This is a genomic window from Pseudoalteromonas sp. GW168-MNA-CIBAN-0100 (assembly GCF_040309225.1).
Taxonomy (GTDB): domain Bacteria; phylum Pseudomonadota; class Gammaproteobacteria; order Enterobacterales; family Alteromonadaceae; genus Pseudoalteromonas; species Pseudoalteromonas arctica.
Map to the genome: position 1 here is coordinate 93,817 of NZ_JBEOOL010000013.1, position 16,262 is coordinate 110,078.

Annotated in this window: 7 protein-coding genes; 6 read left to right on the forward strand and 1 reads right to left on the reverse strand. The window is 37.3% G+C overall.

Annotated features, from left to right (window positions below):
• Nucleotides 1–841: 841 nt before the first annotated feature.
• The 4 genes from AAEY62_RS10065 (at nucleotide 842) to radD (ending at nucleotide 10,251) form a co-directional block, all read left to right on the forward strand.
• Entirely contained in the window at nucleotides 842–3,727 is a 2,886-nt protein-coding gene (locus AAEY62_RS10065) for a TonB-dependent receptor plug domain-containing protein (RefSeq protein WP_024590778.1), read from the forward strand.
• Between the two features lie 1,184 nt (nucleotides 3,728–4,911).
• The gene (locus AAEY62_RS10070; protein WP_024590779.1) at nucleotides 4,912–7,539 is read left to right on the forward strand and encodes a TonB-dependent receptor; all 2,628 of its coding nucleotides are present in this window, start codon (nucleotides 4,912–4,914) and stop codon (nucleotides 7,537–7,539) included.
• Between the two features lie 533 nt (nucleotides 7,540–8,072).
• Nucleotides 8,073–8,375 carry an H-NS histone family protein gene (locus tag AAEY62_RS10075; protein WP_007586043.1) on the forward strand — a complete coding sequence of 101 codons (303 nt, stop codon included), beginning with the start codon at nucleotides 8,073–8,075 and terminating at the stop codon, nucleotides 8,373–8,375.
• A 124-nt stretch (nucleotides 8,376–8,499) separates the two neighbouring features.
• Complete coding sequence (gene radD, locus AAEY62_RS10080; RefSeq protein WP_350586483.1) at nucleotides 8,500–10,251, forward strand: DNA repair helicase RadD; 1,752 nt, start codon at nucleotides 8,500–8,502, stop codon at nucleotides 10,249–10,251.
• A gap of 44 nt (nucleotides 10,252–10,295) precedes the next feature.
• On the opposite strand, the gene AAEY62_RS10085 is transcribed toward radD, so the two are convergent.
• Nucleotides 10,296–10,631: a ribonuclease E inhibitor RraB gene (locus AAEY62_RS10085; protein ID WP_007378192.1), complete on the reverse strand. Its 336-nt coding sequence runs from the start codon at nucleotides 10,629–10,631 to the stop codon at nucleotides 10,296–10,298.
• Nucleotides 10,632–10,845: 214 nt separating this feature from the next.
• Here AAEY62_RS10085 and AAEY62_RS10090 point away from each other — a divergent pair, with 214 nt between their 5' ends.
• Both AAEY62_RS10090 and tamB read left to right on the forward strand, forming a co-directional pair.
• Nucleotides 10,846–12,573 carry an autotransporter assembly complex protein TamA gene (locus AAEY62_RS10090; RefSeq protein WP_007378193.1) on the forward strand — a complete coding sequence of 576 codons (1,728 nt, stop codon included), beginning with the start codon at nucleotides 10,846–10,848 and terminating at the stop codon, nucleotides 12,571–12,573.
• The gene (gene tamB / locus AAEY62_RS10095; protein WP_350634897.1) at nucleotides 12,573–16,262 is read left to right on the forward strand and encodes an autotransporter assembly complex protein TamB; all 3,690 of its coding nucleotides are present in this window, start codon (nucleotides 12,573–12,575) and stop codon (nucleotides 16,260–16,262) included. The genes AAEY62_RS10090 and tamB overlap by 1 nt, the downstream gene beginning before the upstream one ends.

The window sequence follows — 16,262 nt, forward strand, 5'->3', positions numbered from 1 at the left end:
GATGTAGGCGAAATTACAAAATAATATAACCAAACTTGTAATCTGACAAGTGTACCTAATAGTTCTAAATTGAATTTTCAAACAAATTAAATGCGGGCAGTAGTAGGTATTTACATAAAATCCACACAGGAAGCTTGGTTATAATCTACCTACCCTGAAAAGATCAGGATAAAATTTAAGTGACTACTTCAAAAGGTTTTTTCACATATCTAAGCATAAAATTAACAACTCAGATTGCAAAATAAGGAAGGAGTAAGTAATTATGTATGTTTATACATTAATTGGGTCAATTCCTATAATAAATTTTACAAGCATACTATAAGTCATATACTCGAAAAGACTAAAGTAATCGCATATACATCTTATTGTTAAGGTATAGAAGTGAGGCTATCTAGTTGATAGTAAAGTTATTTTTATTCAACCTTAAATAAAAGAGACACTTTTTTAAACCTGCAGCTTTAGATAAGTCTACTAAATATGAATGTTTTTATATATTTTAGCGATGCTTTGTTACAAATCTTTACAAACATTCAAGTTATTGTTATTAAAGTATTTTATTTTAAGGTGATATAAGCTTTAAATATACACATATTACTTTTTCAATAAAATCAGCTGCTTACTGTTGATTTTAATGTAATGGTGAAAGATACATTTGTTATTTTTGCTGGTTTAAAGTTAATAATGTGTTGACCTCTTTGTTTCTCTAGTGCTATCATCCGTCACACAATAAAGTCCTACTGTACCTTCATATAGGCATTTTTAGTCTTATTAAGTGGCTTTATTGCGCATTAATTTTAAAAATTAAGCATAAATAATAAAATAGTATTCTAGGGAGAATCAAATGTTAAACAATAAAATTTCAAAGGCAGTTCGCTTAGCGATTGCTTTTGGTACAGCATCAACGGCTGTTTTCGCTGCAAATTCAATTGCGGCAGAAGAAGGCGTTGAAAAAGTAGAACGTATAGAGGTTACAGGCTCGCGTATTAAGCGTTTTTCAGAGGTTTCACCTACTCCTGTAACTACAATTACTGGCGAAGAGCTATCTAATGCCGGCATCACAAACATCTCAGACTTGTTACAAAAGCTGCCTTCATCTGGCGTAGGCTCTGCACCTACAACAACTACTAACACTATTTTTGGTGCGGGTATCAATACTACAGATCTTCGTCAGCTTGGAGAAGGTCGTACTTTAGTACTTGTAAACGGTCGTCGATACGTAGGTGCTTCTGTAGATAATCCTGCGGTAGATTTAAACGGCATTCCGACTGAAATGATTGAACGTATGGATATTGTTCATGGCGGCGCGTCAGCAGTTTACGGTTCAGATGCAATTGCGGGTGTAGTTAATATTATTTTGAAAAAGTCTCAAGATACTATGGACTTCAACTACAAAAAATCTATTACAGAACAAAGTGGTGGTGAAGAAGAGTCTTTTTCATTCACGTTTGGTGGTGAAAGCGATAAAATAAGTTTTATTACGAGCTTATCTTACTCAGAAACAGAACAGCTTGAAGCTCAAGACCGTGACTTTCTTCGTAACCCAGTTTCTGGGATGTTAAACCCTGATAACGTTTCTGACACGGATGGAATTCCACAGAATATTTTAGCTACAGGTGAGTTTGCCGGTTTGCAAACACTAGGCTATTACGATCGCGCAGGTGATGCTTTCTTACCTGATGGCCATGTTGTATTTGGTGATAATGGTGAGTTTAGTCCCGTTATAGTTGGTGGTGTAACAAGACCTGCGCCGAATAATCAACTTAGATATTTTGGTGACGGCTTCTCTAATGGTTACAAATTTATTGAACATCAAGATCTTGCAACACCACTTAATCGTTTCAATGTTTTTACAAACATAGTAAATAATTATGCTGATGATCATTCAATGAATTTTGAAGTTTCTTTCTCAAAAGCTAGTGCTTATGCAGAAAGTAGCCCAATTTTCCTTGCTGAATCGATTCGTTCAGATAATGCATTTTTAGACCCAGCTGCTAAAGCACAATTAGATGAAGCTGGTAGAGATTCAGTTACAATTTATAAGCTTGCTTCGGGTTTTGGTAATCGTACCTATGAAGATGATCGTACAACACTTAATACAACTCTTTCTTTCCAAGGGTTACTACTAGAAGAGTTCGATTACGAAGTATATTTTAGTTACGGTCGTAATAAAAACGACACTACATGGAACGGTGAATTCCTTACTGAGAACTTTAACAAGGCTATTGACGCGGTAGAAATTGACGGAGCAATTCGTTGTGCTGACCGTGATTCAGATGGTTCTTTAGTTGGTGCGTTAGATGGTTGTCAGGCATTAAGCCTGTTCGGTCTTAATGGTGCATCTCAAGAAGCTTTAGATTACGTTACTACCTCAGCATCAATTTCTAAAGTTAAACAGCAGCAAGTTATTGGTGGTGTTATTTCAGGTTATGCTTTTGATATGCCTGCCGGTGGTGTTTCTTTTGCTTTAAGTGCTGAGCATCGTAAAGAAACTGGTTCTAATGAACCTGGTGCAGCAATGCAGAATAATCTAGTGTTTGGTAACTTTGTAAAAGCATGGGATGGTGAATTTACAGTTGATGAAATTGGTGTTGAAATGTCAGTTCCATTATTAGTGGATGCACCATTTGTTGATTCATTAAGCCTTGAGTTAGCCGCTCGTTACATGGATTACTCTTCAGTGGGCGATAATGTAGCTTGGAAGGTAGGCTTTAACTATGCAATGAACGATGAACTTCGTTTCCGTGGTACAAAGTCTAAGTCGGTTCGTGCTCCATCATTATCTCAACTTTATTCTGCTGGTACTCAGTCATTCGCGTCTTATGGCGATCCATGTGACCAAACTAATATATCTACAGCGAGTGATAGCAAAAAAGCAAACTTAATTGCTAACTGTCAAGCTGCAGGTATTCCAAACCCAGGTACTACAGTTGGAGATTGGAGACCATCTGATGATTGGCGTAGTGTTACTCCACCAAGTGTGAATTCAGGTAATGCAAACCTTCAAGAAGAAACGTCTGACGATACATTATTTGGTGTAATTTATACCCCAACTGAAAATATCACGTTAATTGCAGATTATTGGAGTTTTGACGTTGAAGATGCAATTAACTCTTTAGGTGCACAGCGTGTTATTGATGATTGTTACGAAGCGTCTAGTTTAGATAATAGTGCTTGTGACTTAGTTGACCGTGATCCTACGACTCTTGATATTTCTGAGGTTCGTAATGGACCATATAACTTAGCATCTTACTCTCTTAAAGGTGTTGATTTAGAAGGTACATACAAGTATGAAACGAGCTACGGTTCATTTAACTTCCGTTTACTAGCAAGTTACCTTGAGCATAGAGAGTTTAATACAGATGTTTCTAGCGAAGGCTATGAACCAACACCTACAGTTGGTGAAGTAAGATACCCTCGTTGGCAGGGTAACCTAACGGTAGGCTATACTTACGATGATTTATACGTAGGTATGATTGGTAAATACCGTCATTCAACAGTATTAGACAGAGAGTGGACTGCTGAAAATAACAACTATAATGATGTTCCTTCTTATACAGAATGGTCAATAAATGGTCGTTATACTGTTAGCGAAATGCTTGAAGTAAGATTAGGTGTTTCAAACTTATTTGATATTACACCTCCTAGAAATCCTGGCACATACGATGAAGGTGAGTATTACGACGTATACGGCAGACGTTTCAACTTAGGACTAAACTTACGTTTCTAATATCTTTAGTAAATAAGTTTATAAACGAAAGTGTTTAATATTAAAGCCTACTGAAATTTCAGTAGGCTTTTTTTATATTTTACTTGCCCTAATATGTGTTTATACCAACCGGCTTATATATGGGGTTTATTTAACGATAAGTAAATTTCGCTATAACTAGGCAAAAATTTTTTATATCTAGTTGATATTACGTTTCTTTAGACTGGAAATTGTTGGATTTACTTAGCGGTTCTTCAGAAGTTTAAAAACATAATGGATATCAACAAAAGATTATCTTTCATTACTTAAGCTGAAAATGTGGTGGTTGGATATATTATTTGGTAGTACAGCCCTCAACCTTGATCATATCTGATATGCCAATTACTGTATTGATAGAGTGATTACGTGCTTCAAAGCTACGTTAACAACGTCTTCGTATCCTTTAAAAGCCTATTCTAAATTTATTATATTCTAATCTAATGAATAGGGTGGTGCTTTAATATCTTTGAGTATTAAAGCTATCAGCAGCATCACATTACATTACGCATAACAGCTGCAACTCTTTCATTTCTTCGTTTAAGTATTAAGCTTGCGTCACTTGCCTAGCGTCTTTATCTATACAAGGAGTTATTAGCACTCCTAGCTCGCTGACTTACTGATATAGACTAAGCATTTATACATATTTAATAGTAATTACTACAAAAAGTGACTCAGATATCTTAGTTAGCCTGCTTTCTGTGCACGATTTTGGAAATCAATGAAAATATAGCTTTATGGATTTTTTCTTTTTTAGAAAGGCCAAGTAGTACTTTTTCAGATAGTTGAATAGCTATAGTTGTCTCAATCATTTTTGTTAATTTTATGTAGGTAATTTATTTTTTGCATGCTTTTACACCTACATAATTCGCCACAATAAGGAAGTAAGTAACTTGTTTGAGGCGAGACTTAGATATGATTTCTTCAGTAAATAGCACTTATTCTAAATCAAGTTTTTGCAATAATGCAATAATGCAATAATGCAAAAAGAGCATTGTGTTTGTTTTTTGTTACTTTAAGGTTTTGTAAATAAAGGGTTTTATTTGGTTAGCCAAGTGTTGACCTTTTGCATAACTTGGGACTACTATTCAAATCGAAACAGGTACTGTGATTAATTACAGACCGTTTTGAAAACAAAATAATTAAAATAGTATTCTAGGGAGAATCAAATGTTAAATAATAAAGTTTCAAAGGCAGTTCGCTTAGCGATTGCTTTTAGTGCGGTATCCACCGCTGCTTTTTCTGCAAGCTCTATGGCAGCAGAAAAAGAAAAAGTTGAGCGTATAGAAGTAACTGGGTCTCGCATTAAGCAAGTTGATATGGAAACATCATCACCAGTAACTGTTATTACCGCTGCAGATCTACAATTATCAGGTGAAGCATCAGTTGCTGATGTTTTAAATAATACTTCTGTAAATAGCTTTGGTTCATGGCGTGGTATGTCTGGCTACGGTAACGGCGCAGCAGCAACAAGTAATATTAACATGCGTGGCCTTGGGGCTGAGTACACATTAGTGCTACTTGACGGTCGCCGTATGCCTGGTACAAGTTCGTCTTCAGGCGCTGCCGCAGATACTTCTCGTATTCCAATGGCAATAGTAGAAAGAATTGAGATTCTTCGTGAAGGTGCTTCTGCTGTATATGGCTCAGATGCTGTTGCAGGTGTTATTAACATTATTACAAAAAAAGACTTTAACGGTTTAAGTTTTTCATATGATACTGAGCTACCTAGTGCCGAAGGTGGTGATACAAATCGTTTTAACGTAAGTACAGGTTACTCTGGTGAGAAAGGTAATATTACATTAACTTATGAATATTATGATGCTGAATCAGTATACGATAGAGATATTTGGAAATTAAATGATGAGACTTATGCTGATTATTCGTCATTTAGCTCAGTTCCAAATGGTAATGGTGCTAGTGGTTGGGTTACAAGCCCTACTATGTGTGCAGAATCAAATAACACGGTTGATGGTGGCACTCGCTGTTTATATAACTATGGTGCAGTAACTAAGTTATTTGGTGATACTACTCAGAACTCAATGCTTTCAAATTTCAATTATGAATTCACTGATAACTTAAAGTTCCGTGGCCGCGCAAGTGCATCACTTTCTGAAACTGATTCTCGCTATGCAGGTACACCTGTATCTACAAACCAACCAACTATGTTGGCTGATAATCCTTTAAACCCTGTAGGCGAAGATTTAACTCTATACATGCGCTCAGCTAACATTGGTGAGCGAGATACTCGTACTGAAATTAATAGTATTGATTTCTTAGGTGGTTTAGTCGGCTTTGTAGATGTTGCAAATGGTATTGACTGGGAATTTAATGTACAACACAGCCGTTCTACAACTAACTCATTCAATACAAACCTGATAAATGATGATGTTGTTCAGAAATTAATTGATAGCGGCGAATATGATATCTTTAATACATCAGGAATGAGCTTTGCTAACTGGGATAGCAGCATGAAAGACTTGTATGGGCAAGCTGCTCACACAGGTGTGTATCAAGCTCGTTTTACAAGTACTCAATTTGATACGGTAGCATCTACATTATTGTTTGATAATGGTGATGTTTCGATTGCTGGCGTAGTTGGTGCTGAATTTGAGCAAGTAGAATTTGAACAAATGAGTGACCCTCAATCGGCTTCAGGTCGTGTGTCAGGTGGCTCAGGTGGTGACGATGTTAATGCAGAACGTGATAGAACATCTGTATATTCAGAGCTTCAAGTAAACCTACCATACAATGTTGATATTAAAGCAGCTGTTCGATACGACAAGTACGAGCAAGAAGGTGACGTTGGTTCACAATTTGTATCAGGAACATTCGATAATGTTGCCCCTCAAATTGGTGTTGCATGGCGTCCTTCTGATGCGCTATTAGTGCGAGCTAGCTGGGGTGAATCGTTCCGTGCACCTAACATGGGCGAAATGTTCTCTAGTCAGGCACTAAGCTTCGAAAAAGCTTACGATACAATTTGGTGTGATACGCAAGGCAATGCAGGTTCTGATGCTATTTACTGTAACCCAAATGCTTCACAGCAACATAAAACTTGGTTTGGTGGCAATCCAGATCTTGAGCCAGAAGAAGGTGAATCATTTACAACAGGTTTTGTTTGGAATGTAACAGATGACTTATCTGTAGAGCTTTCTTACTATAATATTAAGTTAGAAAACAGAATTGCAGCAGTAAGTGTTGAACGTCTATTAAAAGACGAGCAAGACAATGGTTCTAACCCTGCAGTAGTTCGCGATCCAAATACAGGTCGTATTGATGTAATGTACAGCTTTGACCAAAATATGGCGAGTTTAGAAACATCAGGTTTTGATTTTAAAACAGCTTACATGTTTGAATCTAGCATTGGTAACTTCGCTCTTAAAGGTGAGTTAAGTTATGTAAGTGACTTTGAAGAAGTAACAGAAGAGGGTGCTGACGCATTCGATTACGCTGGTTTACAAGAGTACCCAGAGCTTCGTGGTAATGTTACTTTTGATTGGACTAATGATGCATTTGGTGCAGCATGGACTACATACTACATAGGCGACCAAGACTCAGGTAATGAAGAGTATGGTGTAACATATTTAGCTGATATTCCAAGCTATATTAAACACAATATCCAAGTATCATATAACCATGAGTGGAATGGTAAGTTTGTACTAGGTGTGAACAATGTGTTTGATAAAGAAGCACCACAGCTAAACGATGGCACTAGAGGTTATCGCGATGCTTCAACATCATTATATGATGTTTTAGGCCGAGCTGTATTTTTAAAAGTTGAACAAAACTTCTAAAAATCGTTTATAGATTATGTTTCGTCTTCAATACGTTGACGATTATAAAAAAAGGTCAGTTGCTTATGCTTCTGACCTTTTTACATTTGGTTTGCAATTTTATCTTTAAAATTTTAATTATGGTTTGTATGTACTTACTGGCCCACTTTATTTTTAAGTTTGTTACCTTGTGATTTTCCGATTATATTCACCTGACACGAAAAATAGATAATGTGGTTTTTAATTGAGTCGAAGTAATGATATTTGCAAATTACATATAAGTTTTTAGCTGCTTTATTGTACTGAAAGCTGGCATTTATTATTCAACGGATTAGTAGTGTTTTTTATCGACTATATATTTTATAAAATGAAGTTCCCTTATACATCGACAATTTATATTAAATTACTCCTAATTTAATAAGGTAGGACTAATAGCGTATATTTAACAGAGGGATTATTTAGTTTATATCTTGTAATAGTCATTCCTGAAAAATACCCTTATACTAAAAAAGAATAATTAAATAAATCCAATCACACAATTTAGCGAGATATAAATGAAAGAAGTCCGATCTTTTATTAAAACAGCATCATTAACGGATCTTGAAAAAGCCCAACAGCTTATCAATGATGCAATTTCAAAATATACCCAGCAGCAAAAAGCGAAACAGGAAGTTTTGGATCTTTTAAAAGAAAAAGGACTTACGCTAGAAGATTTACAAGATGGAGCATCAGACAAACGTACTAAAGTTAAGCCTAAGTACCGCATGGAACTTAATGGTGAGACTATTGAATGGACAGGCCGTGGCCGTCGTCCTAAAGCGTTTGAAGGTGTTGAGCTTGAGAAATTTTTAGCCTAAAGCTAAATATAAGAGAAGCTTCGGCTTCTCTTTTTTGTTTCCCCCTCAATAAAATATAATTAAAGTTTAAAACTCCCAGCTATTATTTGCTAAAATCTCTTCACTCAAACCTATTTGTTTTCCCATGAGCTATAAACTAAGACCTTACCAGCAAGAAGCCGTAGAACGAACCGTTTTACACTTTAGAAAGAGTAATGATCCTGCCGTTATTGTACTACCAACCGGCGCAGGTAAAAGCCTTGTTATTGCTGAACTTGCGCGTATAGCTAAGCAAAAAATATTAGTGCTTGCTCATGTAAAAGAGCTGGTAGAGCAAAATTCGCAAAAATATAAAAGTTTTGGTTTAGAGGCGAGTATATTTTCAGCAGGTTTAAAAGAAAAGTCATTAAACCATCAAGTAACCTTTGCCAGTGTGCAATCACTTTCTCGTAATTTAAATAAATTAAATGAGCATTATTCGTTACTTATTATTGATGAATGCCACAGGGTAAATGGGGATAAAAAAAGCCAGTACGGAAAAGTAATAAGTAGTTTAAAAGAATATAACCCTCAGTTAAAAGTATTGGGTTTAACAGCAACACCTTATCGGCTAGGAACGGGGTGGATATACCATCATCATTATCATGGCTTTGTTAAAGGGACTAATGAAAGCCCGTTTAAAAGTTGTATTTTTGAATTACCACTCAGGTATATGATCAAACATAATTATTTAACGCCGCCAAACGAAGTTGATGCAGCGATTAGCCATTATGATTTTTCGTCTTTAGATAGCAATGCATTTGGGCAATATACGACTGATGATATGAATGCGCTTTTAAAAAACAGTGAGCGCGCAACGAAAGCGATATTACAGCAAGTAATTCAATACAGTGAAGAGCGTGAAGGTGTTATGGTTTTTGCAGCCACGGTAATGCATGCTCAGGAAATATTAAGCTACCTACCAGCTCAGCAAAGTGCACTTATAACAGGTGATACGCCAAACACTGAGCGCGATAAAATCATTAAGCAATTTAAAGCTAAGCAATTAAAGTATCTAGTTAATATATCGGTACTAACAACCGGCTTTGATGCGCCACATGTCGACTTTATAGCTATTTTAAGACCTACAGAATCAGTTAGTTTATATCAACAAATTGTGGGGCGAGGCTTGAGGCTATCTGAATCAAAAACGGATTGCTTAGTAATAGATTATGCCGGCAATGGTTTTAATTTATTTCACCCAGAAGTAGGCGATAAAAAAGGCGATAGTGATAATGAACCTGTGCAGGTACTTTGTCCTGGCTGTGGTTTTGCGAATATATTTTGGGGTAAAACTGATTCCGCAGGAAAAGTAATCGAGCACTTTGGCAGGCGCTGTAAAGGGCTGTTAGAAGATGATGATGGGCATAAAGAGCAGTGCGATTATCGTTTTAGGTTTAAAGAGTGTGAGCAGTGCGGTGCCCAAAATGATATTGCTGCACGTAAATGCCATGATTGTGGCGCGGTTATGGCCGACCCTGATGATAAGTTACGTAATGCATTAAACTTAAAAGACGCACTTGTGCTTCGATGTAGTGGGTTATCGGTAACTCAAATTAAAGATGAACTTATTAAAATAACGTATTTTGATGAAGATGGTGCAAGTTGCGATGAAGTATATAACCTCGCAAATAAAGGCGGGCAATTTATATTTAATAAGCAATTTGGTCAACGTGTGGGGCTTGGGCAAACACCTATTAATTTTAAAACTGCAGAGCAAGTAGTAAAAGCACAATTTGAATTAGTACCACCGGATTTTGTTATTGCACGAAAAAGCAAAAAATATGGTTGGAAAGTAGCTGATAAGCTATTTGATTATAAAGGCAATTTTAGGAAGGCAAATCAGTTAAGCCGCTAAGCTTAACTGATAGAGTACATTGAACTAATACAATTAAAAGGCAACTAAGCCTCGTCACCGTCCATTAATCCCCAGCCGTCACCGTATCCATTAAAGCTATTAGCAATGCTTTCAATGTATTGCTCTGCTTGTCCTAAAAGGGTGTGCTCTGGCACCATTTGTACTTGAGTGATAACTTCCCAAACGCCAGTGTCTTTACATTTTTCAAGCTCAGCATTTTGAACTAATGCATCAGAGACTATTTCTTTAGCAAATTTTTCAGCATCGGCTTCTTGTTCAAATAAAATAAAAAAATCGACTTGGTGCATTTTATTTAAATCAATGCCAGCAGCGGCTATTTCGGCTAAAAGTTGGCCGTTATCATCATCAGGGAATTGCATTAAAAACTCATTTAAAATTAATTTTTTATTCGTAGGCACTATTGTAACTAAAATATTGTCTTAACGCGTACTAATTTTAATTATGCTGATATTTATTCAAAGTTAAATTTACGCGTTAGATTGTTATTAAGTTAATGTGTTGCTCATTATGGCTATGCTAATATGCGGGTAATTAACCAGTTTTTTGTAAGATATTAAAAGTAAGGATATTTACTTGTTTATTAAGTTTTTACGTTGCATGTGTGTTGTGAGCGCTTTAATTGCGACAAATAGCTATGCGGCAGAAAAAGTCATAGAAGATTACGAAATTGAAGGGTTAAGTGGCGATTTAGAAAATAACGTAGCTCTTTACCTCAAGCAGTTAATTGGCGAGAAGCCAACCCGTACACTTCGCCGTTATGCTCAAAAACAAGTACAAAATAGCATCAAAGCACTTGGCTATTATAGCCCGACCGTCGAGGTTATTTATGATAAAGACGACAGCGAACTAATTGTTAAAGTTGAACGGGGGCCTGCAACTCGCATAGAAGCAATTAATATTACGCTAAACGGTGATGGTCAAAGCGATACCCAATTACAGGCATTGATTAAAAGCAATCACTTAAAGCAAGGTGATGTTTTAAATCATGGTAAATATGACTCTGCTCATAAAAAAATAGAATCTATGCTACTAGAGCTAGGTTATTTTGATGCTAAGTGGCCAGCGCGCAAATTAGAAGTATCGCTTAAAAAAAATAGTGCTGTTATTACTTTTATAATTGATACCGGAGTTAGGTATCAGTTTGGCGATATACAAATTGCCAGTAGTACACCCGCTGAAAAATACATACGCTCTATAGCGCCTTTCTCGCAGGGCCAACCTTATAAATCAACACATATTGCTGACTATAACTTGGATTTATCAAGTACCCCTTATTTTGCCAGTGTACGTGTTTATGCTGACATTGCAGCGCGCAAAAACAGCCAAGTACCGATTAAAGTTGAAGTATTACCCAAGCCAGCTAACAGCTATGAAATTGGCGGTGGTTTTAGTACTGACTTAGGGCCCAAGGTGCGTTTTAAATGGAGTAAACCGTGGATCACAGAAGACGGCCATTACCTCGAAACTAATTTAAATGTGGCACAAAAGCAGCAAGATATTTCCATGGCTTATACAATTCCGGTTGATGATCCTAATGATGATTTATGGCGATTCTCTGTCGGTTATAAATTAGAAGATGAGCTCACAAACGACACTTACAGTGAAATATTAACAGGGCAAGTTCAGCGCCAATGGTTGACCGAAAATAAATGGGTGCGTACTGCATTTTTACGCCGCGACCAAGAAACCTACCGTATTGGTGATGAAGACGAAGAAAGTACCGAAATGTTAATGCCGGGCATTAGCTACGCGCGCAAAAAATCAAAAGGCGGCACGACTCCTTATTGGGGAGAGCAGTGGCTTATATCTGCTGAGTTTGGCTTAGATGATGTGCTTTCGAGTACTAATCTGATTAGGGTGCAAATGCAACATGCATGGCTACGCACTTATTTTGACCGCCACTTGGTGTTTTTAAAAGCGAATGTAGGAGCAATGCTTGTTGATGATATTAACAACGTGCCATTTTCACTTCGGTTTTACGCAGGTGGCGATCAAAGCGTTCGTGGTTTTGCGTACCAATCAATTTCGCCTGAGAACGATGACGGCGAGCTAATAGGTGGTAAGTATTTACTATCGGGCACGATGGAATATAACTACCAGTTTGCTAAAAATTGGCGAGCAGCTTTATTTGTTGATGGTGGTACTGCGACTAATGATTTTTCTGATGATTTTGAAGTAGGTGCTGGTTTTGGTTTTCGCTATTTAACTCCCGTTGGCCCAGTGCGTATAGACCACGCTTGGGGATTAACAAAAGAAAGTAAAAGCACACGTTTAAGTATTACCATAGGGCCAGAAATTTAATGTCAGTATTAAAAAAGATAACAGCCGCCGTAAGTGCTATTTTTGTCACGTTAGTTGTTGCACTATTTTGTTTGTTATTTACCGCACCCGGTAATCAATTTATTGCTTATAGTGCAAACAAAGCGGTAGATGGACTACATATTGAAATTAAAGATGGCCGTTTTATTTATAATGATGCCTTTAATGTACGCTTTGCTAGCAACGGATTGGACTTTAATGCACAACAATTGAAAATTGATTTGTTTTGGTGGCAGTGCGATGGAATTTGTATAGATAACTTAAGTGCTAAATCTATAAATTTAACATTACCAAAAACTGCAGAGTCACAAGAAGAAGCCGCGGCAGAGCCGCTTGAAAAAATCAGCTTACCTTTTAATATTGCTGTAAAAAACATTGCGATCAATAAATTTACTCTAGAGCATCCAAGTGCAAACGTAAGCGTTAATAACTTTAAACTCTCAGCAAAAGCAGAGGGTTCAAAGCTGACGGTTAAAAGCCTGAATATTCCCACCATACTTATTGCCTTAAAAGAGCAAGAACAAGATGCGAAAACACAAACGGCGCAAAATACTCAAGCGCCTTTAACGCACCTACCCGCATTGCCTAATATAGAATTTACTTCGCCACTTGATTTAGTTGTTGAAGACTTTGAAATAGCTAAAATTACGATTGAGCAAAACGAAGCCCAACATGTTATTGAAAACATCTCGCTGCAATTAAGTGTGGAAGATGCGGTTATTAATTTAGAGTCATTCTCAGCAAAGTATGAACAGTGGCAGCTTAATACGCATCTTAACGCTGAGCTTGCAGGGAATTTGCCCGTCAAAGGGGATGTTGTTTTACAAAGTGATGAGCACCAAGCCAATTTGCAGTTGAATGGCGACTTATCAAATCTAAACTTAAATTTAGAAACGCAGGGACAATATCCGCTTAGTTTAACGGCAACGGCAAATTTAAAGCAAAAAAACTATCCGTTTGAGTTAAATGGCAAAATTAAACAGTGGCTTATTGATGCACAAAGTAATGAGCTTAAAGTGCGAAATGTAAGCCTTAACGCACAAGGTAATGCTGACGACTATCAGCTTAGCCTTCAGGCGAATAGCCAATTAGGTGCGTACCCAGCTGTTGACTTAAATACCCAATTAAAAGGCAGTCTCACCAAAGCAACTTTACAAGCGCTAAGCATTAAAGCGAACGAAAGCAGTGCAACTATAAAAGCCAATGTTGATTGGCAAAAGGGCATACAGGCTAACTTTAATGGCACGCTTGCTAACTTAAAAGCGCAGTATTTAACTGATGCCGCTACCAGTGATATTTCAGGACAGTTTAAAGGCTCGTTTAATGCAGCTGACGACAAGTGGCAGCTACAAATGAATAATACAAAGTTAAGCGGATTACTTAACGACGTGCCACTAGAATTTGCCTCAAACTTTAAGCTAGACAACACGTTAAAAGCTAATATTGATAGCTTTTATTTAAGTAGCGGCACCAATAAATTAGCACTAAGCGGGCAAGTTGATGATACTTGGCGGGTTGATGGCAAAGTAACACTAAAAAGTGATGAAAAAGCTAATATTCCATTTACTGCCGACGGCAACGCAAATTTAAAAGTGAGAGGGGAAAGGTTAACGCCCTCTGTTGATTTAGCACTAATACTAGATCGCTTTATTTTTGATGAAATAAACATTAATAAACTATCAGTAAAAGGGCAGTTAGATACCGCAGCCGATTGGCAAACCGATGTTTCGGTAAGTGTTGGTTCGGCGCTTGTAGCCGAACAGCAAATTAATAGCGTTAAAATTGATATTAGCGGCGACAAAACAGATCATCAACTTACGGCATCTGTAGATGCCGAGCAAGGCAGTATAGAGCTTGAAGTTAATGGCAAAGTTAATAATACCACTTGGAATGGCGAGCTTAGTAATGTAACGCTTAGCGATAAAAAGCTTAGTTTTAGTAATACTAAAAATATTGCCATTATGGTTAATACACAAAGTGGCGACTTTGATGTAAGTGCACATTGTTGGGCATCTGAGCAAAGTAAATTATGCATAGACACCTTAGCGCAGTCAAAAAATCTCGGTCAGCTAAATGCTAAACTAAGCAATTTAGCACTTGAGGAGCTTAAGCACTTTTTACCTAATAGCATTCGTACTCGCGGTAATATAGCTGGCGATGTAGCACTTAATTGGCAAAGCGGCGCGCTTAAAACATTACGCGCAAATATCGATTCTAGCGACTTAGAAGCAGTGCTAACCTCGGAAGAAGATCGTTTTAAATTACCAATCGAAACATTAAGTATTAGTGCGTTTTCGGATTCTCAAATTGGCAAGCTTGAAGCTAATTTAGAATCAAGTGTATTAGGCAAAATTAATACACAAATTAATATCGACGATATACAAAATACGCAAGCGCTTAATGGCACCATTAATATTGATAAAATACTCCTTTCAGACTTACAACCTTTTCTTGAAACCCTCGAGCAGTTAAAAGGTGATATTAGCGGTAAAGTGGCGTTAGCAGGTACGTTAAAAGATCCTTTATTAAATGGGGAGCTTAATGTTAGCGATATTAGTTTAGAGGGCGAGCAATTACCTATAGCGCTGCAAAACTCAAATATAAACGTATTGTTTGATAAAACAACAGCCACAATAAAAGGCAACTTAAACGACAATCAAGGCGGTAAAATAAATCTAACCGGTGACGTTGATTGGCAAGGTGCGCAGCCTGCTGTAAATGTTGCGGTAGTTGGCGAGCAGTTTTATGTACGTGCGCAGCAAGGGGTTACTTTTAAAGTATCGCCGGATTTAAAAATAGGCTTGGCTAATAATGCACTCAAGCTTGCTGGTGAGGTAATTGTGCCTTACGGTCGTATAATGATTGAAGAGCTTCCTGAGGGTGCGGTGCAAGTTAGCGATGATGAAATTATTGTTGATCAAAAAACTGAGGCCACCGAAACAGTCCCGTTTGATTACGACATAGATTTAAAAGTGATTGTTAAAAACGATGTAAAAGTAGAGTCGTTTGGCTTGGAATCAAAAGTTGCGGGTGATTTAGAGATAAAAATGAGTCAAGGTGCGCCAATTATAGCCACAGGTGAGCTTAACTTAATTGAAGGTACTTACTTAGCCTTTGGGCAAGATTTAATAATCAGCACCGGGCAAGTCGGTTTTAGCGGTTCAATTGAACAACCATTTTTAAATATTAAAGCAATACGTAACCCCGATACGACTGCAAATGGTGTCATTGCAGGGGTTACGCTCACGGGTAATGTTGAACAACCAACGCTTAAAATATTTTCTGAGCCTGCGATGGATCAAGCTCAAGCACTCGCATATTTACTTAATGGCCAACCTTTAGGCGATGGAGAAAGTTCGTCAAGCGATGCTATGCTTACGCAGCTATTACTCTCTCAAGGTGTTAGCCGCAGCGAAGGGGTTGTTTCTAAGGTAGGTGAAACCTTTGGGTTGTCAGATGTAAGTTTAAGCTCATCAGGTAGTGGTGATAGTACCAAAGTAGAAATATCAGGATACGTAGCACCCAGTTTGCAAGTTAAATATAGCGTGGGTGTATTTGATTCGCTCAGTGAAGTGGCTGTGCGATATCAGTTACTTTCACAGTTATACATAGAGATAACAAGCGGCCTATATCAAAATGTTGATGTGCTATATAAGTTTGATTGGGAATAA

Excerpts from the sequence above, each read along its gene's own strand:
- AAEY62_RS10065 (WP_024590778.1), top strand. The coding sequence starts at position 842 with ATGTTAAACAATAAAATTTCAAAGGCAGTTCGCTTAGCGATTGCTTTT.
- AAEY62_RS10070 (WP_024590779.1), top strand. The coding sequence starts at position 4,912 with ATGTTAAATAATAAAGTTTCAAAGGCAGTTCGCTTAGCGATTGCTTTT.
- AAEY62_RS10075 (WP_007586043.1), top strand. The coding sequence starts at position 8,073 with ATGAAAGAAGTCCGATCTTTTATTAAAACAGCATCATTAACGGATCTT.
- radD (WP_350586483.1), top strand. The coding sequence starts at position 8,500 with ATGAGCTATAAACTAAGACCTTACCAGCAAGAAGCCGTAGAACGAACC.
- AAEY62_RS10085 (WP_007378192.1), bottom strand. The coding sequence starts at position 10,631 with ATGCAATTCCCTGATGATGATAACGGCCAACTTTTAGCCGAAATAGCC.
- tamB (WP_350634897.1), top strand. The coding sequence starts at position 12,573 with ATGTCAGTATTAAAAAAGATAACAGCCGCCGTAAGTGCTATTTTTGTC.